The organism is Actinomadura sp. K4S16 (assembly GCF_008327685.1).
GTDB lineage: Bacteria > Actinomycetota > Actinomycetes > Streptosporangiales > Streptosporangiaceae > Spirillospora.
This window is the reverse complement of sequence record NZ_BDDE01000011.1, coordinates 369,882-391,465: the sequence shown is the minus strand read 5'-3', so window position 1 is coordinate 391,465 and position 21,584 is coordinate 369,882. Positions and strand designations below refer to the sequence as shown.

The 21,584-nt window shown below is 76.5% G+C and carries 22 protein-coding genes; 11 read left to right on the top strand and 11 right to left on the bottom strand.

Features of this window, described 5'->3' with window-relative positions; genetic code table 11:
- Position 1: 1 nt before the first annotated feature.
- Both K4S16_RS09005 and K4S16_RS09000 read left to right on the top strand, forming a co-directional pair.
- Complete coding sequence (locus K4S16_RS09005) at positions 2-1,078, top strand: NAD-dependent epimerase/dehydratase family protein (protein ID WP_149258393.1); 1,077 nt, start codon at positions 2-4, stop codon at positions 1,076-1,078.
- Positions 1,079-1,142: 64 nt separating this feature from the next.
- Positions 1,143-1,394, top strand: a complete 252-nt coding sequence (locus K4S16_RS09000) for a hypothetical protein (protein WP_149258392.1) — start codon at positions 1,143-1,145, stop codon at positions 1,392-1,394.
- Positions 1,395-1,548: 154 nt separating this feature from the next.
- On the opposite strand, the gene K4S16_RS46775 is transcribed toward K4S16_RS09000, so the two are convergent.
- The 4 genes from K4S16_RS46775 to K4S16_RS08980 form a co-directional block, all read right to left on the bottom strand.
- Positions 1,549-1,869, bottom strand: coding sequence for a CDGSH iron-sulfur domain-containing protein (locus K4S16_RS46775; RefSeq protein WP_149258391.1), 321 nt, complete (start codon positions 1,867-1,869; stop codon positions 1,549-1,551).
- The gene (locus K4S16_RS08990) at positions 1,844-2,545 is read right to left on the bottom strand and encodes a HemK2/MTQ2 family protein methyltransferase (protein ID WP_149258390.1); all 702 of its coding nucleotides are present in this window, start codon (positions 2,543-2,545) and stop codon (positions 1,844-1,846) included. Before K4S16_RS08990 ends, K4S16_RS46775 begins: the two co-directional genes overlap by 26 nt.
- 17 nt (positions 2,546-2,562) lie before the next feature.
- The gene (locus K4S16_RS08985; protein ID WP_375708328.1) at positions 2,563-3,645 is read right to left on the bottom strand and encodes an iron-containing redox enzyme family protein; all 1,083 of its coding nucleotides are present in this window, start codon (positions 3,643-3,645) and stop codon (positions 2,563-2,565) included.
- Positions 3,646-3,743: 98 nt separating this feature from the next.
- Positions 3,744-5,018: a glutamate--cysteine ligase gene (locus K4S16_RS08980; RefSeq protein WP_149258388.1), complete on the bottom strand. Its 1,275-nt coding sequence runs from the start codon at positions 5,016-5,018 to the stop codon at positions 3,744-3,746.
- 181 nt (positions 5,019-5,199) lie between these two features.
- Between K4S16_RS08980 and K4S16_RS08975 the strand changes: the two genes are divergently transcribed.
- Together K4S16_RS08975 and K4S16_RS08970 are read left to right on the top strand one after the other, a co-directional pair.
- Entirely contained in the window at positions 5,200-5,793 is a 594-nt protein-coding gene (locus K4S16_RS08975; RefSeq protein ID WP_149258387.1) for a cysteine hydrolase family protein, read from the top strand.
- A gap of 7 nt (positions 5,794-5,800) precedes the next feature.
- Positions 5,801-6,754: a GlxA family transcriptional regulator gene (locus K4S16_RS08970; protein ID WP_149258386.1), complete on the top strand. Its 954-nt coding sequence runs from the start codon at positions 5,801-5,803 to the stop codon at positions 6,752-6,754.
- A gap of 99 nt (positions 6,755-6,853) precedes the next feature.
- Here the strand turns inward: K4S16_RS08970 and K4S16_RS08965 are convergent, their stop codons facing one another.
- Both K4S16_RS08965 and K4S16_RS08960 read right to left on the bottom strand, forming a co-directional pair.
- Positions 6,854-7,618, bottom strand: a complete 765-nt coding sequence (locus K4S16_RS08965) for a sulfite exporter TauE/SafE family protein (RefSeq protein ID WP_149258385.1) — start codon at positions 7,616-7,618, stop codon at positions 6,854-6,856.
- Between the two features lie 364 nt (positions 7,619-7,982).
- Complete coding sequence (locus tag K4S16_RS08960; RefSeq protein WP_149258384.1) at positions 7,983-8,834, bottom strand: NAD(P)H-binding protein; 852 nt, start codon at positions 8,832-8,834, stop codon at positions 7,983-7,985.
- Positions 8,835-9,132: 298 nt separating this feature from the next.
- Between K4S16_RS08960 and K4S16_RS08955 the strand changes: the two genes are divergently transcribed.
- From K4S16_RS08955 to K4S16_RS08945, 3 genes are all read left to right on the top strand, one after another.
- Positions 9,133-9,483, top strand: a complete 351-nt coding sequence (locus K4S16_RS08955; RefSeq protein WP_149258383.1) for a YciI family protein — start codon at positions 9,133-9,135, stop codon at positions 9,481-9,483.
- The gene (locus K4S16_RS08950; protein WP_149258382.1) at positions 9,480-10,784 is read left to right on the top strand and encodes an RNA polymerase sigma factor; all 1,305 of its coding nucleotides are present in this window, start codon (positions 9,480-9,482) and stop codon (positions 10,782-10,784) included. Before K4S16_RS08955 ends, K4S16_RS08950 begins: the two co-directional genes overlap by 4 nt.
- 97 nt (positions 10,785-10,881) lie before the next feature.
- A complete protein-coding gene (locus K4S16_RS08945; RefSeq protein WP_149258381.1) occupies positions 10,882-11,673 on the top strand; it encodes an alpha/beta fold hydrolase in 792 nt (263 codons plus the stop codon).
- 90 nt (positions 11,674-11,763) lie between these two features.
- On the opposite strand, the gene K4S16_RS08940 is transcribed toward K4S16_RS08945, so the two are convergent.
- Together K4S16_RS08940 and K4S16_RS08935 are read right to left on the bottom strand one after the other, a co-directional pair.
- Complete coding sequence (locus K4S16_RS08940) at positions 11,764-12,387, bottom strand: YigZ family protein (RefSeq protein WP_149258380.1); 624 nt, start codon at positions 12,385-12,387, stop codon at positions 11,764-11,766.
- 78 nt (positions 12,388-12,465) lie between these two features.
- Positions 12,466-13,245, bottom strand: coding sequence for an HAD-IIA family hydrolase (locus K4S16_RS08935; protein ID WP_149258379.1), 780 nt, complete (start codon positions 13,243-13,245; stop codon positions 12,466-12,468).
- Positions 13,246-13,434: 189 nt separating this feature from the next.
- Here K4S16_RS08935 and K4S16_RS08930 point away from each other — a divergent pair, with 189 nt between their 5' ends.
- Both K4S16_RS08930 and K4S16_RS08925 read left to right on the top strand, forming a co-directional pair.
- Entirely contained in the window at positions 13,435-15,189 is a 1,755-nt protein-coding gene (locus K4S16_RS08930; protein WP_235036666.1) for a class I adenylate-forming enzyme family protein, read from the top strand.
- A 7-nt stretch (positions 15,190-15,196) separates the two neighbouring features.
- Positions 15,197-15,616 carry a RidA family protein gene (locus tag K4S16_RS08925; RefSeq protein ID WP_149258378.1) on the top strand — a complete coding sequence of 140 codons (420 nt, stop codon included), beginning with the start codon at positions 15,197-15,199 and terminating at the stop codon, positions 15,614-15,616.
- Positions 15,617-15,695: 79 nt separating this feature from the next.
- Here the strand turns inward: K4S16_RS08925 and K4S16_RS08920 are convergent, their stop codons facing one another.
- The 3 genes from K4S16_RS08920 to K4S16_RS08910 all read right to left on the bottom strand — a co-directional run bounded on the left by K4S16_RS08920 (position 15,696) and on the right by K4S16_RS08910 (position 19,245).
- On the bottom strand, positions 15,696-16,271 hold the full coding sequence (locus K4S16_RS08920) for a TerD family protein (protein ID WP_149258377.1): 576 nt from the start codon (positions 16,269-16,271) through the stop codon (positions 15,696-15,698).
- A 143-nt stretch (positions 16,272-16,414) separates the two neighbouring features.
- Complete coding sequence (locus tag K4S16_RS08915) at positions 16,415-18,217, bottom strand: acyl-CoA dehydrogenase (RefSeq protein ID WP_149258376.1); 1,803 nt, start codon at positions 18,215-18,217, stop codon at positions 16,415-16,417.
- On the bottom strand, positions 18,214-19,245 hold the full coding sequence (locus K4S16_RS08910) for an ACP S-malonyltransferase (protein ID WP_149258375.1): 1,032 nt from the start codon (positions 19,243-19,245) through the stop codon (positions 18,214-18,216). Before K4S16_RS08910 ends, K4S16_RS08915 begins: the two co-directional genes overlap by 4 nt.
- A 147-nt stretch (positions 19,246-19,392) precedes the next feature.
- Here K4S16_RS08910 and K4S16_RS08905 point away from each other — a divergent pair, with 147 nt between their 5' ends.
- Both K4S16_RS08905 and K4S16_RS08900 read left to right on the top strand, forming a co-directional pair.
- Positions 19,393-20,451, top strand: coding sequence for a 3-oxoacyl-ACP synthase III family protein (locus tag K4S16_RS08905; RefSeq protein ID WP_200841759.1), 1,059 nt, complete (start codon positions 19,393-19,395; stop codon positions 20,449-20,451).
- A 114-nt stretch (positions 20,452-20,565) separates the two neighbouring features.
- Positions 20,566-21,528 carry an SgcJ/EcaC family oxidoreductase gene (locus K4S16_RS08900; protein ID WP_149258374.1) on the top strand — a complete coding sequence of 321 codons (963 nt, stop codon included), beginning with the start codon at positions 20,566-20,568 and terminating at the stop codon, positions 21,526-21,528.
- Positions 21,529-21,584 lie beyond the last annotated feature (56 nt).

The following is a 21,584-nucleotide window of genomic DNA, read 5'->3' as shown; positions in this document are numbered from 1 at the left end:
CATGCGCGTCGTCGTCACCGGCGCCACGGGCAACATCGGGACCAGCACCGTCCGCGCGCTCGCCGGGGACCCGGCCGTCACCGAGATCGTCGGGCTGGCCCGCCGCGACCCCGGCCCCGGCGCCGCCCGCGAGGCCGACCCCGAGGGGACCGGCAAGCTGCGCTGGGCCGAGGCCGACGTCACCGACACCGACCTGGTCCCGCTCCTGCGCGGCGCCGACGCGGTCGTCCACCTGGCGTGGCTGTTCCAGCCCACCCACCGGCCCGCGGTCACCTGGGACTCCAACGTCGTCGGCAGCGCCCGGGTGTTCGACGCCGCCGCCAGCGCGGGCGTGCCCGCGCTGGTGTACTCCTCCTCCGTCGGTGCCTACTCCCCCGGCCCCAAGGACCGCCCGGTCGACGAGTCCTGGCCCACCCACGGGTGGCCCGAGGCCGCCTACAGCCGCGAGAAGGCCTACGTCGAACGGCTCCTGGACGCCTTCGAGACCGCCAACCCGCAATGCCGGGTCGTGCGGCTGCGGCCCGGGTTCGTCTTCGAACGGCAGAGCGCCAGCGAGCAGCGCCGCCTGTTCGCCGGGCCGCTGCTGCCCGGCCGCCTCGCCCGCCCCGACCTGATCCCGGTCGTGCCGGACCTGCCCGGCCTGCGGCTGCAGGTCCTGCACTCCGCCGACGCCGGGCAGGCGTTCCGGCTCGCCGCCACCGGCGAGGCCCGCGGCGCCTTCAACCTCGCCGCCGAGCCCGTCCTGGACGCCGCCGAACTCGCCGACCTGCTCGGCGCCCGGACCGTGCGGCTGCCCGCGCGGGGCGTGCGCGCCGCGATCGCCGCCGCCTGGAGCCTGCACCTGGTGCCCGCCTCCCCCGCCCTGTTCGACCTGGCCCTGCAGATCCCGCTCATGGACACCACGCGGGCCCGCGACGAGCTCGGCTGGACGCCCCGGCACACCTCCCGCGAAGCGATCAGCGAGTTCCTGGAGGGGCTGCGCACCGGCGCCGGCCGCGGCACCCCGCCGCTGGCCCCGGGCACCGGCGGCCGGATGCGCGGCCGCGAGATCGCCACCGGCGTCGGCCAGAAGCCCTGACCGCCCCGCCACGTCCGACAGCCGCCACGTCCGACGGCTCCCGACCAGATCCGGAGGTCACCCGATGCCGACGATCACACCCGAGCACCTGCACACCCTGCTGGCCTCCAGCGACCGCGACGCCGCCCTCGTCGTCGTCGGGGGCCGCGCCGCCGTCGTCCCCACCGACCCCGGGCGCGGCGAGGGCCCCGAGGAGGCCATGGTGATCACCACGAGGGAGGCCGTGATCGCCGAGCTCGACACCGGCGCCAACGAGGAGCAGATCGAGGCCCTCGCCCAGCGCCTGGACACCGCGCTGGAGAGCCTCGGCGGCTGACCGCCGCCGCTCACGCACCCGCCCCGGACCCGACCGCCTCCACGACGACGCCTGGAAGACGCCCCCGCACGGCGCACCCTGCACGGTGCACCGCCGTGCGGCGAGGAGCCTCGCGACCGCGCTCCGGCGCCGTCCCGCTCAGTCCGCCTCGCGCTCAGTCCGCCTCGCGCTCGGCCGCCGCGCCCGGCCGGTCGCGGCGGCGCCGGCGGTGGCTGGTGTCGCAGAACGGGTAGGAGCGGCTGCGGCGGCACGCGCACAGCGCGACCAGCCACCGGTCCGACACGACCGTCGACCCGTCCTCCAGCACGACCTCCACCGGGCCCTCCACCAGCACCGGCCCGCCCGGCACCATCCGCACCCGGCGCGGCTCCCGGCCTCCGGCCCCGCCTCCCGGCGGCCTCGCCGCACCGGCCGTGCCCGCGACGGGCCCGGGCGGTGCGGCGGGCGCCTCAGGCGGCCGCCCGGTCGCGGTCATCGCGCGCCTCCTCCCCGACCCGGTCGGCGCGCACCACCACCAGGTCCTCGTGCCGCTGCCCGGCGACCAGCAGCCCCCGCGACCGCAGCGCGCCCGCGCGGCGCCGCATCACCGGCCCGAACGGCTCTCGGTGCCGCGCCACCACCGACGCCCGCATCCCCGCGTCCCGCAGCCCCACCAGCGTGGCCGCCACGCCGTTCAGCGCCGAATGCACCACCAGCAGCGTCCCCGCAGGCGCCAGATGCCCCGGCGCCTGCGCGCAGATCCGGTCCAGCAGCGCGCGGCCGTCCGGCCCCGCCTCCCACGCCCGCGCCCGGCCCCGCACCGACGCCGGGTCGGCCTCCCCCGCCACGTACGGGGGGTTGGCCACGATCACGTCGAACTCCTCCCCCGTGACCGGCGTGAACAGGTCCCCGCGCAGCACCCGCACCGGCAGGCCCCGCATCCGCGCGTTCACCCGCGCCGCCAGCACCGCCTGCGCCGAGGCGTCCACCGCGACGACCTCGCAGCCGGCCCGCGCCGCGGCCAGCGCCACCGCGCCCGTCCCGGTGCCGAGCTCCAGGACCCGCGCCCCCGGCGGCGCCCCCGCCCGCGCCAGCGACGCCAGCAGCGCCCGGGTCAGCAGGGAGGTGTCGGTCTGCGGCCGGTACACGCCCGGCGGCCTGAACAGCATCATCGGCCTCCTCGTCCCCTTCACCCGGCCCCCGGCGCGTCGGCCGGCGCGTCGGCGAGCGGGCGCCGCAGCGCCGAGCGCCCCGCCCGCCAGCAGCCGAGCAGGTGGTCGGCCAGCCGGTCCTCCAGCAGGCCCGTCGCGCGCACGCCCAGCACCACGTCCCCGGCCAGGCCCGGCTCGGCCTCCAGCAGCCCGCCGATCACCTCGTGGCGCAGCACCTGCTCGTGGACGGCGTCGGCCTCGATGTGCTCGGTGTAGAACAGCCGCGCCCGGGGGCCGGCGCCCAGCCGCTCCAGCGCGCCCGCCATCCGCCGCGCCGCGGGCGCCGTGGTGATCTCCGCCGCGGCGAAGTGCCCCACCAGCGCGGCCCGCAGCGACCGCCGCAGCCCGAACAGCGACATCATGTTCACCGTCGCCAGCATCACCGCCGGCGCCGCGTCCACGTACGCGCCGTAGGAGGGGTCCAGCCCCAGGTCGTCCAGCAGGTCGGCGTACAGGCCCTGGTGCGTCATCTCCGGGCGCCCGCCGCCGAACTCGTCGTTCTCCACCGCCACCAGCGCCGCCTTGGCCCGCCCCCGCAGCCGCGGGATGACCCAGGCGTGCGGGTCGGCCTCCTTCAGGTGGTACACCGACCGCAGCGCCGCGTGCTCGCGCACCTGCCACCACGCGCCCTCGTCGCGCAGGAGGTGGGACACGCCGCGAGCGTCCACCGGCTCGACCAGCAACTCCTCCAGCGCGCCCTGCACGTCCCGGGCCGCCTCCGACCCGGCCGTCCGCCACACGTCGCGGCGCAGCGCCGCCAGGAACACCGCCTCCATCGCCCCGCGCAGCCGCAGCAGCCCCGGATCCCACTCCCAGTCGGGGTCCACACCGGCGAAGCCCTGGTAGTGCAGCTCGTAGCAGGTGTGCAGGGCCAGTTGCAGGTCCTCGCCGTAGGGGTCGCAGGCCTGCGTCTCGGCGACCAGCCCGGCGGTCTCCGGCGTGTCAGCGGGGTCGTGGACGGGGCCCGGGGGCGGGCCGGAGGCCAGGATGGCCGCCACGGCCCGCGACAGCGGCCCGCGCGGCGCCGGCAGCACCGGGGCGCGGTCGGCGCGCGCCCGCACCGGGCCGAGCGCGGAGCCGAAGCCCGCCGCCGGGGCGGCCGCGCCGGGACCGCGGGAGGGCGGTCGTTCCTGCTGAACGGTCATTTTCTCCTCCGTCGTCAAGGGGCGTCCGGCTCCGGTACCCGCTCACTCGCGTCCCATACGCCCGGTTTCTCCCCTGGGGCCGCGCCGGGAGGCTCCCCCGGCCCCTCCGCCGCCCCGCCGAGCGGCCCGCCCTCCGTACCCGGCCCCGCGCCCGCGGCCAGGCCGCCCGACTCGGTCTGGCGCGCCAGCATGTCCACCACCGCGCGCGGACCGCCCCGCCGCGCCGCGCGGCGCTGCCGGTCCGTGCCCGTCCCCGCCCGGCGCACGCCCTCCACCAGCGTGAACACGGTGTCCAGGTCACCGGCGTCCTCCAGGGCCGAGGCCGCGTGGGCGACCATGGCGTCCACCAGCCGCCACGCCGGGACGGCCCGGCCCGCCACCGGGTCCACCATCGCGCCGTCCAGGCCGTGCCGGGCCGCGTTCCACAGCGCGGCCGCGCACACCTGCGCGTCCGCCCGCGGCGCCTCCCGGCCCGCCGAAAGCTCCGCCAGCGCCGCGCCGACCAGGCCCCGCACCAGCGCGGCCTGCAGCACCGCCTCGTCCGCGGTCGCCGCCGCGTCCCCCGCCCGCACCTCCACCGTCGGCCACCGCGGCGACGGCCGCGCCAGCCAGAACGTCATCGCCCGGTCCACCAGCGCGCCCGACTCCACCAGCGCCGCGACCCGCGCGTCGTAGTCGGCGGCCGACGCCGACCACGGCGGCACGCCCGCCCCCGGGAACCGCGCCATCTCCATCATCCGGCGCGCGGCGTAGCGGGTGGGGCGCCCGCGGTCGAACGGCGAGTTCGCCGCCAGCGCCACCAGCACCGGCAGCCACGGCCGCAGGTGGTTCACCACCGCCACCGCGGCCTCCCGGTCCGGGACGCCGACGTGCACGTGGCAGCCGCATGCCTGGTAGTCCTCGACCACGTCGCCGTAGGCGGCCACGATCGCCGCGAACCGCTCGCCCCGCGCGGCGGCCGGCGGATCGCCGCCCAGCACCGGCGTCCCCGACGACACCAGCAGCGCGCCCGCCCCGCGCGCCGCCTCGGCCAGCCGCGCCCGCCCGTACCGCAGCTGCGCGCGCAGGCCCGCCAGGTCGTGGCACACCCCGGTCACCGCCTCGACCTGCGACCCCAGCAGCTCGGTGTGGAACGAGCCGCCCGACGCGCGCCAGCGGTGCGGCCCGGCCCGCTCCAGGACGTCCTCGGCGTCCGCGACGCACTGCCCCGACGCCGCGTCCACCAGCAGGAACTCCTCCTCCACCCCCATGCTGACGCCCGGCGCGTGCCCCCTGCCGCCTCCGCCCATGCCGAGTCCCCCTCACTCGCGCAGACCCCCTCACCTCGGGGGATTCCCGCCCAGAACGTCCCCTCCCTCCCCCGCCCGAGATCCTTTACCCAGGCCCCGCCCCGGCCGGTGACCGGATCGTTCCGCATCCCGCCGCGATGATGCCTGCCGGACGCCACCGCGCCCGGCCAGGATCGACACCATGAACCGCGCACTCCTCGTCATCGACGTCCAAGATTCCTTCCGCCGCCGCCCCAACTGGGTCGCGGTCTCGGCGCCCGACATCGCCGCCCGCGCCGCGCGCCTGGCCGCCGCCGCCCGCGCCGCCGGCGACCTGGTCGTGTGGGTCCTGCACGCCGAACCCGGCACCGGCAACGCCTTCGACCCCGCACTCGGCCACGTCCGCCTCATGAACGGCCTGGCCCCCGCCGCCGGCGAACCCGTCATGACCAAGACCTCCCGCAACGCCTTCACCACCACCGGCCTGCAGCAGCTGCTCACCGAGCGCGGCGTCGGCGAGGTCGTGATCTGCGGCATCCAGACCGAGCAGTGCTGCGAGACCACCGCACGCCTGGCCGCCGACCTCGGCTACCGCGTCACCTTCGTCACCGACGCCACCGCCACCTTCCCCATCGAGCACCGCGACGCCCCGCCCGGCCGCCCCCTCGCCGAGATCCTCGCCGACCCCGCCACCCTGCCCACCGACCAGATCATCGCCCGCACCGAGTACGCCCTGGCGCGGCGGTTCGCCGAGATCGCCTCCCTCGACGACCTCGCCCCCGCCCCGGTAGGCTGACCGGATCGTGACCCGCGTCGTCTTCCTGCTCGTGCCCGGCCTGCACCTGCTCGACCTGGCCGGGCCCGCCCAGGTGTTCGGCACCGCCGCCGACGCCGGCCTGCCCTACCGGCTCGCCTACGTCGCCGACCTGCCCGCACCCGGCGGCGGGCAGGAGACCCGCCCCGCCGGCGCGCCCGTCACCGTGCCCACCGCGCAGGGCGTCCCCCTCCAGGCGCCCACCGCCTGGCCCGCCCTCACCGCGGACGACATCGTCCTGGTCCCCGGATGGCGCTGGGGCACCGGCGAACCCCACGCCCCGCCCGTCTCCGCCCACGCCGCCCGCCGCCTGGCGGGCCACCACGCCGCCGGCGGCACCGTCGCCTCCGTCTGCGCCGGAGCGTTCGCCCTCGCCCACGCCGGGCTGCTCGACGGGCGCCGCTGCACCACCCACCACGAACTCCAGGACGCCCTGGCCCGCCGCCACCCCCGCGCCACCGTCGTCCGCGACGTCCTGTACGTCACCGACGGCCGCGTCATCACCTCCGCCGGCATCGCCTCCGGCATCGACCTCGCCCTGCACCTGGTCGCCTCCCGGCACGGCCCCGGCGCCGCCGCCCGCACCGCCCGCGCCATGGTCGTGTACGCGCGCCGCAACGGCGACGAGCCCCAGGCCAGCGCGCTGCTCCGGCACCGCGCGCACGTCAGCGACGCCGTCCACCGCGCCCAGGACCTCATCGACGCCCGCTACACCCGCACCCTGCCCCTGCACGTCCTGGCCGCCGAGGCCGGCGTCAGCGAACGCACCCTCACCCGCCGCTTCACCGCCGCCACCGGCCTCACCCCGCTGCGCTACCAGCAGGAACTGCGCCTCGAACGCGCCGAGCACCTCATCGGGCAGGGCGCCACCACCGACGCCGCCGCCCGCGCCGTCGGCTTCACCGACGCCCGCATGCTCCGCCGCCTGCGCTCCCGCACCTGACCCACCCCACCCACGCCGCCCTGCCGCGGCGCGCGCCACCGGCCGCCTGCTCGCCCCGCGGCCCCGGCGGGCCGCCGCGTCCGCCGCCCACCGGACGACTCAGCCGCGCAGCGCCACATACGGTGCCAGCACCAGCAGGCTCACCACCAGCGCCGCCTTCAGCGCCCCCGCCGGCACCGCCCGGGCGATGACCCACCCCGCCAGCACCCCCGCCAGCTCCGGGACGCCCACCAGCGCCGCCAGCGGCCAGTCGACCGCGCCCGCCGCGACGTACCCGACCGTCCCGGCGCCGGCGATCACCACCGACTGGGCCTGCGCCGCCGCCAGCGCCGACAGCACCGGCACCCCCAGGCCCACCAGCAGCGGCACGCACAGCATCGGCCCCCCGACCCCGAACATCGCGCCCGCCGCCGCCACCCCCGCACCCGCCGCCGCGGTCACCGGCCACCCCGGCCCGCCCGCCGCGGACCCCCTCCCGCCCGGTCGCCGGACCAGCACCAGCACCGCCGTCACCGCGACCAGCGCCCCCAGCAGCACGCCGAACACCCGGCCCGTCACCAGCCCGTTCAGCACCACCCCCACCGGCGTCCCGGCGGCCGCGCCCGCGCACAGCAGCACCGCGGTCCGCCGCGTCCGCGGCTCGCGCAACTGCCCCGACCGCGTGTACACCGCCGTGCCCAGGACCCCCGTCGCGACGTTGGTGACCAGCGCCGTGCCCGCCACCTGCGCCGGAGACAGCGGCGTCAGCGCCACCAGCCCCGCGGTGACCAGCACCCCGCCCGGCCCCACCGCCGTGATCCCGACGCCCGCGGCCACCGCCAGCAGCACCAGCCCCGCCACCACCCCCGGATCCAGCCCCGTCACCGGCCCGCCCCCCGCAGCGCCGCCGACGCGCCCCGGCGCGCCCCGAACCCGTATGGAGTGCCCATCCTCGACATTCTGCGAGTTCCCGACCCCCGGTCAACGAACGGCGAACGCGGGCTTCGGCAGTTCACCGCCGGGGACGCTCAGGAGGTCACGGCCTACGCGGAGGTCGTACGGCGTGCTCGTCAGCAGGTCGATCGAGCGCAGCTCCGGATCGTTCGCGTGTGCCCGCCGGAGTGCCGCCGGCCGTTCGGCCGCCCGGGGGTCTCCTCCGGCGGCGCGGACGCGGAGGAGGGCGAGCGGAGGAGGAGGGCCGGTGCCGCGGGTCGAGGGCCCGCGGCACCGGCCGCGCCTCATGCACGCGTCAGCCGGCGGGGGCCAGTTCAGCGGCGTGGTCGGCCGCCCACTGCGCGAGCGTGCGCCCCTTCCTTCCCGTGACCTGCTCGAACACGGGCGAGACCGCCGGGGGCTCCTCGGCGTACTCGGCCTGGTAGCCCAGGATGAACTCGGCGACCTCCATCGGCATCCCGGCCGCGATGTAGGCCTGGCGGGCCTGCCCGTACGTCAGGGCCTCGAACGCGAGCGGACGGCCGAGGCCGGCGCCGATCGCCTCCGCCTGCTGCCGGTGGGTGAGCGGCTCCGGGCCGGTCAGCGAGTACGCCCGGCCCGCGTGGCCGTCCTCCAGCAGGGAGATCACGGCGACCTCGGCGATGTCGGCCTCGTGGACGGGCACGCCGACGCCGTCGGGGTAGGCGTTGCGGACCACGTTCTCCGTCCGGATGGACTCGCCCCAGACGTCGAGCTTGTTGACGGCGAACTCACCGGGCCGCACGTGGGTCCAGGCCGCCCCGGACTCCTCGACGACCTGTTCCACCGCGCGCAGCCTCTCGTAGCCTCGCCGGATCGTGACGGCGGCGCTGGTCATGGTCACGATCCGCGCGGCCCCGGCCGCCACGGCGCGACCGACGAAGTCCTCCGCGAGGACGGTCGTGCGCTCCGGGTCGAAGAGGCCGGCGATGAGGAACACGCTCCGCACCCCGTCGAACGCCAGGTCGCCCGGTCGGTTCAGGTCGCCCTTGACGACGTCGACGCCCTCGGGCAGCCCGGCGGCCTCCGGGGCGCGGGTGACCGCCCGGACGGAGCACCCGGCCGTGACGAGGCGATCGACCACGTGCCTGCCCACGGTGCCGGTCGCTCCGGTAACGAGGATGGTCATGGAGAACCTCTCTCTGTGAACGAAACGATCGATGCGGGCCCGCTGCCGAAGACGCTAGACAGGTCCGGCGGAGCTCGCACATGGAACGTTCCTACCTGGGCCTTTACCGCCGTTCGCGCGGAGGCTCGGCCGATGGGCGGCACGGCGTCGCCGGCACTCGCCGGTCCGGCGCCGACGGGACGGCCGCCGGTTCCGCGGGATCGCCTTCACCCGCGTATCGGCAGGGCCGGGGCGGGTCTGGGATGCTGCTGTGCGGACGGGCACCCGTCCGAGGACGACCCCGGTCAGCGGAGGAACCGTGCGCTACGTGCTGATGATCTGCAGCGACGAGACCGCCGGCACCGATCCCGAGCAGGCCGCCGCCACCGGCTGCGGCGGCTGGTCGCAGGAGATGGCGCGGCGCGGCGTCATCCGCGGCGGCGCCGGGCTCGCGCCCAGCGACCAGGCCACCACCGTCAAGGTCCGCGGGGACGAGGTCCTGCTGACCGACGGCCCGTTCGCCGAGACCAAGGACCAGATCGGCGGGTTCTCCCTGATCGAGTGCGGCGGTCTGGAGGAGGCCGTCGAGATCGCCGCCCGCCACCCGTGGGCCGCGCTCGGCCAGATCGAGATCCGGCCCGTCGAGGAACCCGGCCCCGAGACGACGTGACCGGCACGGCCCCCACACCTCCCGAGCCCCCGGCGTCCCCGGCGAGCGGCGCGGCCGGTGCGGCGGACGCCGCCGCGCGGGCCTTCCGCGCCGAATGGGGCCAGGTCGTGGCGACGCTGATCCGGGTGACCGGCGACTGGGACCTGGCCGAGGAGTGCGCGCAGGACGCCTTCACCGCGGCGCTGGAGCGCTGGCCGCGCGACGGCGTCCCGTCCCGGCCGGGGGCCTGGCTGACCACCACCGCCCGCAACCGCGCCGTGGACCGGCTGCGCCGCGACGCCGCCGGCGCCCGCAAGCTCGCCCAGGCCGCCCGCACCGCCGCACCGCCCCCGCCGCCCGAGCCGGACGCCTTCGGCGACGACAGGCTGCGGCTGATGTTCACCTGCTGCCACCCCGCGCTGCGGCTGGACGCCCGCGTCGCCCTCACCCTGCGGACGCTCGCCGGGCTCACCACCGGCGAGATCGCCCGCGCGTTCCTGGTCGAGGAGGCCGCGATGTCCAAGCGGATCACCCGCGCCAAGCGCAAGATCCGCGACGCGCGCATCCCCTACCGCGTCCCCCCGCCCGACCTGCTGCCCGAACGCACCACCGCCGTCCTCGGCGTGCTGTACCTGATGTTCAACGAGGGGTACGGCGCCGCCGGCGGCGAGCCGCAGCGCCGCGCGCTGTGCGGGGAGGCGATCCGGCTCGCCCGGCTGCTGGTGTCGCTGCTGCCCGGCGAGCCCGAGGCGCGCGGGCTGCTGGCCCTGATGCTGCTGCACGACGCCCGCGCCGGCACCCGCGTCGACGGCACCGGCGCGCTGGTCACCCTGGAGCACCAGGACCGCTCCCGCTGGGACGCCGCCGAGATCGCCGAGGGCGTCGCCGTGCTGGAGGACGCCCTGCGGCCCGTGCCCGGCAGGCCCCCGCCCGGCCCGTACCAGGTGCAGGCCGCCATCGCCGCCTGCCACGCCACCGCTCCCGACGCCGCCGCCACCGACTGGCCGCAGATCGCCGTGCTGTACGGGCGGCTCGCGGCGCTCGTCCCGTCCCCGGTGGTGCGGTTGAACCGGGCCGTGGCGGTCGGCATGGCCGACGGGCCCGCCGCCGGCCTGGAACTGGTCGAGGACCTGGAGCGCTCCGGCGGCCTGGACGGCTACCACCTGCTGCCCGCGACCCGCGCCGACCTGCTGCGCCGCCTGGGCCGCGACGCCGAGGCCGCCGCCGCCTACCGCCGCGCCCTGGACCTGGCCGCCAACGACGCCGAGCGCCGCTACCTGGCCCGGCGCCTCAGCGAGACCGCCCCGGACGGGCAAGCCTGAAAAGTCGTCCCCCGGGAGGTGTCCGTTCCGGCGCGGCGCGTTCGTCGGTTTGGGGAGAACGGCCGCACAAGGCCGGTCACCTGGGAAGGAAACCTTCATGGAAACCACGCACTCCAAGGACGGCACGAGCATCGCGGTCGAACGGACCGGCGAGGGGCCCGCCCTGGTCCATGTCGGCGGCGCCCTCAACGACCGCGGTTCCGGGGCCGCGCTCGCCGGGCTGCTGGCCCCGCACCACACCGTGTTCACCTACGACCGGCGGGGACGCGGCGACAGCGGCGACACCCCGCCCTACGCCGTCGAACGGGAGATCGAGGACCTGGCCGCCGTCATCGAGGCCGCCGGCGGGTCCGCCGCGGTGTACGGGATGTCGTCGGGCGCCGTCCTGGCGCTGCGCGCCGCCGCGCACGGGCTGCCCATCACCCGCCTCGCGCTGTTCGAACCGCCCTTCAACCCCGCCCACGACGAGCGGATCACCCACGCCCGCGCCTACAACACCGAGCTGACCGGCCTGCTGGCCGACGGGCGCCGCGGGGACGCCCTCGCCCTGTTCATGACCGCCGTCGGGATGCCGGAGGAGATGATCGGGCATATGCGGGGCGCGCCGATGTGGCCCGCGCTGGAGGCGCTGGCGCCCAGCCTCGCCTACGACTCGGCGGTCATGGACGACGCCGCGACGGGCGCCGTGCTGCCGGAGGACCTGCTCGGCCGCGTCACCGTCCCGGCCCTGGTGCTGGACGGCGGCGACAGCCCCTCCTGGATGCGCGACATCGCCCGCCGCACCGCCGCGCACCTGCCCGCCGGGACGCACCGCACCCTGGAGGGCCAGAACCACGACGTCGACCCGGCCGTGCTCGCTCCCGCCCTGGCCGAGTTCCTCAGCGGCTGAGCCGACGCTCCCGGCCGGCCGGCGCCGGGGCTCGGCCTGCCCCCGCCCCGCGGGCAGGGGTCCGCCGGGGGCATCGCGCCGGCGGGCCGGTCACGGGACGGGCACCTCGATGTGGCCGGGCGCGCCTCGCCGCACCGACGCGCGCCCGGCGGTGACCTCCGCGGCCCACGCCTCGAACGCCTCCAGCTCGGTGACGGGCACCGCCACGTCGGCCTCCACGCCCGTCCCGTAGCGGACGTCGCCGGGCTGGTGCCCGCGGGCGTGCAGGTCGCCCAGGAACCGCCCCGCCAACGCGTGGTCCACGGCGACGGTGAGCGTCACCACCGGGCGAAGCTCCACCACCCCGACGGCGTCGACGGCGTCGGCGACCGCCTGCCCGTAGGCGCGCACCAGCCCGCCCGCGCCGAGCTTGACCCCGCCGAAGTAGCGGGTGACGACCGCGGCCGTGCCGGTCAGCCCGCGCCGCAGCAGCACCTCCAGCATCGGGATCCCCGCCGTCCCGGCCGGCTCGCCGTCGTCGCTGCTCTTGGTGATCTCGCCGTGCTCGCCGACGACGTAGGCGGTGCAGTTGTGGGTGGCGTCGCGGTGCGCCCGCCGGTGCGCGGCGATGAACGCGGCCGCCTCGGCCTCGTCGGCTGCGCGGGCGAGCGTGCAGACGAACCGGGACCTGCGGATCTCCAGCTCAACCGAGCCGCCCTGTCTGATCGTGCGCATGGCGTCTGCGAGTCTACGGCCGCCCCGGGCCCGCCGCGCGGGACGCGGGGGCGCGGGGTGCCGGGGCGACCGGCGCGGTCAGACCAGGTCGATGAGGTCGGCGATGGACGGCACGACGCGGTGCGGGCGGAACGGGAACCGTGCGATCTCCTCCTTGCGGGTGACGCCGGTCAGCACCAGGACCGTCTCCAGCCCCGCCTCGACCCCGGCGACGATGTCGGTGTCCATGCGGTCGCCGATCATCGCGGTGCTCTCGCTGTGCCCGCCGACCACGTTCAGCGCCGTGCGCATCATCAGCGGGTTCGGCTTGCCGACGAAGTAGGGCTCCACCCCGGTCGCGCGGGTGATCATCGCGGCGACGGCGCCGCAGGCCGGCAGCGAGCCCTCCGGGGACGGGCCGATCGGGTCGGGGTTGGTCGCCACGAACCGGGCGCCGCCCTCGATCAGCCGGATCGCGCGGGTGATCTGGGAGAAGCTGTAGGTGCGGGTCTCGCCGAGCACCACATAGTCGGGGTCGATGTCGGTGAGGACGAAGTCCGCCTCGTGCAGCGCCGTCGTCAGGCCTGCCTCCCCGATCACGTAGGCCGAGCCCTCGGGCCGCTGGTCGGCCAGGAACCGGGCGGTGGCCAGCGCCGAGGTCCAGATCGCCTCCGCCGGCACGGCCAGCCCGGCCGCCGCCAGGCGGGCCGACAGGTCCCGCCGGGTGTAGATCGAGTTGTTGGTCAGGACGAGGAACGGTTTCCCCGACGCCGCCAGGCGGCGGATGAACTCCTCGGCCCCAGGGACGGGGCGGCCCTCGTGGACCAGGACGCCGTCCATGTCCGACAGCCAGTACTCGATCGGCTTGCGCTCGCTCATGTCCCCATTGTCGCAGGCAGGGATCTTCCTCCGGACCGTTCGGCCGGACCCGTTCCCCGAGGTCCGCGCGGCGCCGGGGCGTTGACCCGCGTGTGACGCGGGCCATACATTTTCCGGCACGGCGCACCGAATCGTGTTCGGCGGACGGCCCGCCCCGACGGTGCGCCGCCACCCCGCGGGAGGCGCGACGTGCAGGACCGGGATGTGCAGGACCGGGACGTGCAGGAGGCCGGGCGGCCGCTGCCGGGCATCGCCGAGGTCCGGGCGGCGATGACGGCGCCGGGGCAGCTGTTCGAGATGGAGGAGGTGCGGATCCGCGGCGTGCGGACCCGCGTCTGGAAGAACGCCCCGACCACCCTGCGCGACATCCTGGAGATCTCCCGCGCGCACGGCGGCAAGGACTTCCTGGTCTACGAGGACGACCGGCTCACCTTCGCCGGGCACTACGCGCGGGCGGCCGCGTTCGCGCGGCTGCTGGCCGACCGGTACGGGATCGCCAAGGGCGACCGGGTCGCGATCGCGATGCGCAACTACCCCGAGTGGTCGGTGGCGTTCTTCGGCGCGGCCGTCGCCGGCGCCGTCGTGGTCCCGCTGAACGCCTGGTGGAGCGCCGCGGAGCTGGAGTACGGGCTGGCCGACAGCGGCGCCAAGGTCCTGGTCGCCGACGCCGAGCGCGCCGAGCGGCTCGCCGGCGTGCTGCCGGAGCTGGGCGTGGCGTGCCTGGTCGCGCGGCCGGACGGCGCCGTTCCCGCGGGCATGGAGGCGTTCGAGGACGTCGTCGGCGACGGCGGCGACCCTGACGCCGCCTCCCTGCCCGGGGTGCCGCTCGACCCCGAGGACGAGGCGACGATCTTCTACACCTCCGGCACCACCGGCCGCCCCAAGGGCGCCCTCGGTACGCACCGCAACATCGCCGGCAACCCCGTCGGGCTCGCCTACGGGATCATGTCGGCAGGCGTGCGCGCCGGCCGCACGGTCGAGGATCTCGCCGCGCCGCAGCCGCGCGTGACGCTGCTGAGCGTCCCGTTCTTCCACGCCACCGGCTGCCACTCGGTGCTGGTGACCAGCGCCCTGCAGGGCGGCACCGTCGTGCTGATGTACCGGTGGGACGTCCGCACGGCGCTGGAGCTGATCGAGCGGGAGCGCGTCACCGGGTTCGGCGGCGTGCCGACGATGGCCTGGCAGGTGCTGACCTCCCCCGACTTCGGCGACTACGACACCTCCAGCCTGACCGGCGTCAGCTACGGCGGCGCGCCGGCCGCGCCCGCCCTCGTCGACAAGATCAAGGAGCGGCTGCCCGACCGGGTGCCCGGCAACGGGTACGGCCTGACCGAGACCTCCTCGGTCACCACCTACAACGGCGGCGTGAACTACCTGGAGCGGCCCGAGAGCGTCGGCCCGCCCGTCGCGGTCTGCGACGTGCGGGTCGTCGGGCCCGCCGGGGAGGACCTGCCGACCGGCGAGGTCGGCGAGCTGCTCATCAAGGGCCCCAACGTGATCAAGGGCTACTGGAACAGGCCCGAGGCGACCGCCGAGGCGTTCGTGGACGGCTGGTTCCACAGCGGCGACCTGGCCCGCCTGGACGCCGACGGGTTCGTCTACATCGTCGACCGCGCCAAGGACATGCTGATCCGCGGCGGCGAGAACATCTACTGCGCCGAGGTCGAGGCCGCCCTCTACGAGCACCCGGCCGTCGCCGACTGCGCCGTGATCGGCGTCCCGCACGAGGTCCTCGGCGAGGAGGTGGGCGCGGTGGTCGTGCCGCGGCCCGGCGCCGCGCTGACCGGCCGGGAGCTCCAGGAGTTCCTGGACGGGCGGATCGCCGCGTTCAAGGTCCCCGCGCACTTCTGGTTCCGCGCGGACGGCCTGCCCCGCAACCCCGGCGGCAAGATCCTCAAGACCCGGCTGCGCGAGGAGCTGCTCGCCCGCCCGCCGGTATCGTGATCTTGTGATGAGCGACGAACCGCGCCCCGCCAACCGCCAGATCGACGCGCCGGGCCTCGCGCCGGGCCCCGGATACAGCCACGCCGTCTCCGTCGACGTGCCCGGCCGGCTGGTGGTGGTGAGCGGCCAGATCGCGCTGGACTCGGCCGGGAACCTGGTCGGCCCCGGCGACCTGGAGGCCCAGACCCGTCAGGTGTTCGCCAACCTGGAGACCGCGCTCACCGCCGCCGGCGCCCGCTGGGAGCACGTCGTGCGGCTCGGGTACTTCCTGCGGGACGTGAGCGGCGTCGGGGTCGTGCGGGCCGTGCGCGCCGAGTTCGTCCCCGAGCACGTCGCGCCCGCCGCGTCGCTGGTCGAGGTGTCGCGCCTGGTCCGCGACGACCTGCTCGTGGAGATCGAGGCCCTCGCCGTCGTCCCCGCCCGCTGACCCGCCCGCCCCGCCCCTCCGGCAGGACGTGAAAGGGGCGCCCCCGCGATGGGGGCGCCCCTTTTCACGTGCGGGCAGATCAGACGTTGACCCCGAAGTCGGAGGCGATGCCCGACAGGCCCGAGGCGTAGCCCTGGCCCACCGCGCGGAACTTCCACTCGGCGCCGTTGCGGTACAGCTCGCCGAACACCATCGCGGTCTCGGTCGAGGCGTCCTCCGAGAGGTCGTAGCGCGCGATCTCGCTGTTGTCGGACTGGTTCACCACGCGGATGAAGGCGTTGCGGACCTGCCCGAAGCTCTGCTGGCGGCTGTCGGCGTCGTAGATCGACACCGGGAACACGATCTTGGCGACCTCGGCCGGCACGGCCGTCAGGTTCACCTTGATCGCCTCGTCGTCGCCCTCGCCCTCGCCGGTGAGGTTGTCGCCGGTGTGCTCGACCGACCCGTCGGGGCTCTTGAGGTTGTTGAAGAACACGAAGTGCTGGTCCGACAGGACCTTGTTCTCCGCCGAGCACAGCAGGGCGCTGGCGTCGAGGTCGAAGTCGGTACCGGTCGTGGTCCGCACGTCCCACCCGAGTCCGACCACGACGGCGGTCAGTCCGGGGGCCTCCTTGGTCAGCGAGACGTTGCCGCCCTTGCTCAGACTGACTCCCACTGTGTCTACCTCCGTATCGGCTGCGGGCGCCATCACCCGCGTTCGGTCTGTCTAACGAGAACGGTAGCCACCTTGCGCTGGTTCCCCCGCCTCCTTCGCGAATTAGGGGCGTGGCGTGCCGTTTCTTCCCGCGCCGGGGGCTTTCAGACCAGGAACGCGGCGGGCGCGGTGACGGGGGCGGGCAGCTCGAACGCGGCGGCCAGCTCCGCCGCGCGCGGCGCCAGCTCGTCGCAGGTGCGGCGCCGCGCGGCCCACACCTCGTCCAGGAACCCGGGCGGGACGACCCCCTCGTTGAGCAGGCCGGCCGCGCGGCGCTCCAGCCGGTCCAGGGCGTGCAGGCGCAGGACGGGCCCGAGCGCGCGCGGCCCGGCGCCGTCGGCCGCGGCGAGGATCTCCAGGATGACCCGGTCGGCGCAGGCGGTGGCGGTCCGCGCGGCCAGCGCCAGGTTGCCGTTCCAGGCGGTGAAGGCGTCCTCGCCGCCGCGCAGGGCCGCCTCGACCCGGCCCGCGAGCCGGTCGCGCATCCGGCGCTCGGCGTCGCGGGCCAGGAACAGCCACACGCGCGGGGAGTCCAGGTCGCCGTCGTCGGGCGGCCCGAGCCCGGGTTCGGGCGGGACGTAGCGGTCGAGGTCGGCCATCGCGCGGGCGGTGTCGTAGAGGATCAGCTCGTTGTCGCCGCCGGCGTTCTGGTAGGCGTGCGTGAGGCCCCGGTAGGCGTTGAGGCGCTCCACGGCTGCGAAGCCGGGGGCGCCGCTGTGCACCCGGCATGCCGACACCGTCTCCTGCGCCTGGACGGTCGCGGCCGCCTTCAGCAGCGCCAGGTCCCGGTCGACCGCCGACCAGGGCGCCCAGGCGGTCGACGGGCCGCCCTCGGCGGCGGCGCCTTCCGCGGCCCCGCCCGCCGCCGGGCCCGGGGTGGTGACGTGGGCGGCGACGGCGGTGAGGGCGTAGGCGGACGCGATCGCCCCGAGCACCGCTTCCTGCTGGTTGCGGTAGTCGGTCAGCGGGCGGCGCGGCGCGAGCCGGCCGAGGGTAGCGCGGCCCGCCGAGTGGGCCAGCAGCATCTCGGCCGACGCCCGGGTGATCGCGGCGGAGGCGGAGATCACCGCCCGCCACACCGGCGGGGCGATGCCCATCGAGCGGGTCAGCCGCGCCGCCGCGGACCCCGCCGGGTCGTGGAAGGCCCCGTCGGCGCCGATGCTCGCGCCGTCGCGCAGCCACGCCTCGTAGGGGACGCGGACGTCCTCCAGGAGCACGGCGGCGTAGTCGACCTGCAGGCCGGTGGTCTCCGGCGCCGGGACGATCCGCACGCCGGGCGGGACGGCGCCGCCGGGCCCGCGCAGCGGGACCGCGAACACGAACACCCCGCGCTCCTCGCCTCCGTGGACGAGGGTGGCGTAGACGGCGGCGGTCTTGGGCAGGTCCGGGTGGGCGGTGTTGGTGGGGAACTTGGCGGCCCGGGAGTCCGGCGTGCTGAGCACGAACCCGCCCGTGGCGGGGTCGTGGCGGGCGACGGTGCGGGGCGACAGGTGGCTGTTGCTGCGTCCGACCTCGGTCATCAGCAGTGTCCCGAACGAGGCCATCGACTCCAGGGACTCGCGCGCCCGCCGCGCCCCGTCCTGCCCGGCGCCGAACCGCAGGATCGGGCCGAGCGCGAGGGTGTAGTGCAGCAGCATCAGGTGGAACAGCGGCGGGTCGGCGACCGCGGCGCGCTCCAGCAGCGCGCACAGCGCCGGAGGGTCGGCCAGCAGCTCGCCGGCGGGCGGGGCGGCCAGCCCGGCGCGGCGCAGCCGCTCGTAGGTGAGCGCGTGCCGGTCGGGCGCGGTGAGCCCGCCCGGGACGGTGAAGAACTCCTCGGGGACGGCCTCCTCCAGGCGGGCGCGCGCCTTGGCGTCCAGGGAAGCGCCGTGCACGAACTGGCGCAGGTCCTCGGCGTCGGTGTTCACGCGGGGTCCTTTCGCTCGCCGGACGGGCTGGCGGCGGGGGCGGCCTTGCCGGTCAGGCCGTGGCGGGGGCGGTCGCGCAGCGGCGCCAGCGTCCGCACGTCCGGGATGGTCAGCCGCGCGCACTGGCACAGCGCGTTGCCGGCGCCGGCCTCGGCGAACACCGTCGCGCCCGCCGCGTGGACGGCGCTCAGGGCCTCGGGCAGCCGGACGGGTTTGACGATGCAGTCGGCCATGGCGCGGTGCAGGTCGTCGTCGTCGCGGTAGGCGCGGCCGCGCACCGGGGAGTGGACCGTGAGCTCCAGGGGCCGCTGCGGGAAGCCGCGGATCATGGCGTACCACTCGTCGTCGGCGCCGGCCATCGCCGGGTGGTGGGACAGGTAGGGCACGGCGAGCCGCACGGCGTTCACGCCCTGGCCGCGCGCGGCCTCCAGGACGGCGTCCAGCGGCCCGTCGGGCCCGGACACGACCGTGACATGCGGGGCGTTCAGGCAGGCGACGACCACCTCCGGGGCGCCCGCGGCGTCGATGCAGGCGAGGGTGCGGTCCTCGCCGGCCTCCAGCAGGCCCATGCCGCCGCCTCCGCCGTGCCGGGCCAGGACGCCGACCGCCGCGACGGCCATGCGGGCGCCGTCGGTGATCGCGAACGCGCCCCCGCAGACCAGCGCGGCGATCTCCCCGAAGCTCTGCCCGACCGCGAACGCGGGGTGCACGCCGTGCGCCCGCAGGGCGCGGTCCACGGCGACGGACGCGGCGTAGCCGGCGAGCTGGGCGACGCCCGGGGTGCGGGCCGCCTCCCGGTAGCCGCCGGGATCGTCCATGAGGATCGAGCGCAGGCTCGGCCATCCGTGGCGCGGCAGGCCCTCCTGCACGGCGTCCAGGACGTCGGCGACGGCGCGGGCGGCGCCGGGGCCGGTGCGGGCCAGGGCGGGCAGGTCGGGTACGCCCGCCGCGCCGGTGCCGGGGAACAGGAATGCGCAGGTGTCGCCGGGTTCGAGCTCGTCGGCCGGACGGAACGGGGGTGCGGGCACGCGGGGTCTCCTTACCTTGAAGGAAGGCTGCCTTTTCTATTAAGCCAACGGCCGCTTATTACTCGGTTATGGACCAAAACCCTGAAATGGGATTATTCACTTATGGGATGGGGCTGACAACCATCAATGGGGCGATAGGGAGGACACATGACCGTGCCCGACGCGCACCGGACGTCCCCGGCGGACGGCGGCCGAGCAGCGCGCGACGGCGGGCGGGGGTGGACGATCCTCGGAACCGGCGCCCACCTGCCCCGCGAGGTCGCGCACAGCGCCGACCTGTCCCGCTCCCTGGGCCTGGAGCCGGACTGGATCGAGCGGCGCACCGGGATCCGGCGGCGGCACGTCGTCGCGCCCGGCGAGGCCGCCTCCGACCTGGCCGCGGCCGCCGCCGACGCGGCGCTGCGCGCGGCCGGGCTGCGGGCCGCCGACATCGGCCTGATCGTGCTCGGCACCTCCACGCCCGACGTGATCGCCCCGTCCACCGCCTGCCGCGTGCAGGCGATGCTGGGCGCCGGCCGCGCCGCCGCGTTCGACATCTCCGCCGCCTGCACCGGGTTCGTGTTCGGGTTGCAGACCGCGATCGGCTGGCTCGCCACCCAGCGCGGCTCTTCCCCCTACGTGCTGGTCATCGGGGTGGAGGTGTACTCGCGGTTCCTCAACCGCGCCGACCGCGCCACCGCCGCGCTGTTCGGGGACGGCGCCGCCGCCGCGGTCGTCGGCCCCGCCCCGGCCGGGCACGGCATCGGCCCGATCACCCTCGGATCGGACGGCTCGGGCGTGGACGACGTGCTCATCCCCGCCGGCGGCAGCCGGCTGCCCGCCAGCGCCGAGACCCTCGCCGGGCTCGGCCACACGATCCACATGGACGGCCGCGCGGTCCGCGACTTCATCACCGCGGTCTTCCCTCGGCTGGTGGCCGAGGCGACCGAGAACGCCGGGGTCAAGCCCGCCGACCTGGCCCTGGTCATCCCGCACCAGCCGAACCCGCGGCTGGTCGCCTCGCTGGCCGGGGAGGCCGGGCTGGAGCCGGGCCAACTGGCGATCGTCGGGGACCAGGTCGGCAACATCGGCGCCGCCAGCATCCCCTACGCCCTCGACCGGGCCGTGCGGACGCACCGGATCGGCCCCGGCGACCTGGTGCTGCTCGCCGGCTTCGGCGCGGGCCTGACCTGGGGGCACACCCTGCTCACCCTGCCGCCGCCCTGACCCTCTCATGCCTTGCCAGTTATATGCTGTTCCGGCTATGTTCGGTGGGGCGCGGGGCCCCGGGCGCGGCGTCCGCGCGTCCGGGCCCGAACCACCGACGAGAGGCGAGGCGAGATGAGCACCGGCGACCCGCACGCACCCGACGGCACCGCCACCCAGCGCGACGGGCGCGCCCTGCTGCGCTTCGAGCGCCGCCTGCGCCACCCGCCCGAGCGCGTCTGGAAGGCCCTCACCGACCCCGCCGAGCTGTCGGCCTGGCTCGCCGAGGCCGTCCTGGAGCCCGCCGTCGGCGGCAAGTTCGAGCTGCGCTGGCTCAACGCCGGCGACGCCGCCGAGGAGGCCAGCGCGCGCGGCACCGTCACCGAGTTCGACCCGCCGCGGCTGCTGGAACTGGACTCCGACCTGCACGGCAGGCTGCGCTGGGAGCTGGCGCCCGCCGCCGAAGGGACGCACCTGGTGTTCACCAGCGACGTCCAGCTGCCCGGCGAGTTCCTCATCCGCACCCTCGCCGGATGGCACCTGCACCTGGACTACCTCGCCGAGGCCCTCGACGGCGCCCGCGTCGACTGGCCGAACTGGACCACCGCCCGCTGGCAGGTCCACCACGACCGCTATGCCGAGCGGCTCGGCGCGCTGGAGGCCGTCCGCGACCTGTACCGGCGCGTCCTGGACGGCTGGAACGCCCGCGACGGCGCCGCGTTCGCCGCCCCCTTCCGCGACGACGGCGAGGCGGTCGGGTTCGACGGCACCCTGCACTCGGGCCGCGCGCGGATCGCCGCGCAGCTGGACCGGATCTTCGCCGACCACCCCACCGCCCACTACGTCGGCCTGGTGCGCGACGTCCGGCTGATCGCCCCCGGCGCCGCCGTGCTGCGCGCCGTCGCCGGGATGGTCCCGCCCGGCTCGGCCGACCTGAGCCCCGCCGCGAACGCGGTGCAGACCCTCACCGCGTCCCAGCTCATGGGCGAATGGCGAGTCGAGCTGTTCCAGAACACCCCGGCCGCCTACCACGGCCGCCCCGAGGAGGCCGAGGCCCTCACCGCCGAACTGCGCGCCCTGCTGCCCGGGAACGGCTGACGGCCGCCCCGCCGAGGGCACGCCGGACGGCGGACGGCCCGGAGCCCCTCGGGCTT

Coding starts and splice junctions, on each gene's coding strand:
- K4S16_RS09005 (WP_149258393.1), top strand. CDS start 2: ATGCGCGTCGTCGTCACCGGCGCCACGGGCAACATCGGGACCAGCACC.
- K4S16_RS09000 (WP_149258392.1), top strand. CDS start 1,143: ATGCCGACGATCACACCCGAGCACCTGCACACCCTGCTGGCCTCCAGC.
- K4S16_RS46775 (WP_149258391.1), bottom strand. CDS start 1,869: ATGACCGCGACCGGGCGGCCGCCTGAGGCGCCCGCCGCACCGCCCGGG.
- K4S16_RS08990 (WP_149258390.1), bottom strand. CDS start 2,545: ATGATGCTGTTCAGGCCGCCGGGCGTGTACCGGCCGCAGACCGACACC.
- K4S16_RS08980 (WP_149258388.1), bottom strand. CDS start 5,018: ATGGGCGGAGGCGGCAGGGGGCACGCGCCGGGCGTCAGCATGGGGGTG.
- K4S16_RS08975 (WP_149258387.1), top strand. CDS start 5,200: ATGAACCGCGCACTCCTCGTCATCGACGTCCAAGATTCCTTCCGCCGC.
- K4S16_RS08960 (WP_149258384.1), bottom strand. CDS start 8,834: ATGACCATCCTCGTTACCGGAGCGACCGGCACCGTGGGCAGGCACGTG.
- K4S16_RS08945 (WP_149258381.1), top strand. CDS start 10,882: ATGGAAACCACGCACTCCAAGGACGGCACGAGCATCGCGGTCGAACGG.
- K4S16_RS08940 (WP_149258380.1), bottom strand. CDS start 12,387: ATGCGCACGATCAGACAGGGCGGCTCGGTTGAGCTGGAGATCCGCAGG.
- K4S16_RS08935 (WP_149258379.1), bottom strand. CDS start 13,245: ATGAGCGAGCGCAAGCCGATCGAGTACTGGCTGTCGGACATGGACGGC.
- K4S16_RS08925 (WP_149258378.1), top strand. CDS start 15,197: ATGAGCGACGAACCGCGCCCCGCCAACCGCCAGATCGACGCGCCGGGC.
- K4S16_RS08905 (WP_200841759.1), top strand. CDS start 19,393: ATGACCGTGCCCGACGCGCACCGGACGTCCCCGGCGGACGGCGGCCGA.
- K4S16_RS08900 (WP_149258374.1), top strand. CDS start 20,566: ATGAGCACCGGCGACCCGCACGCACCCGACGGCACCGCCACCCAGCGC.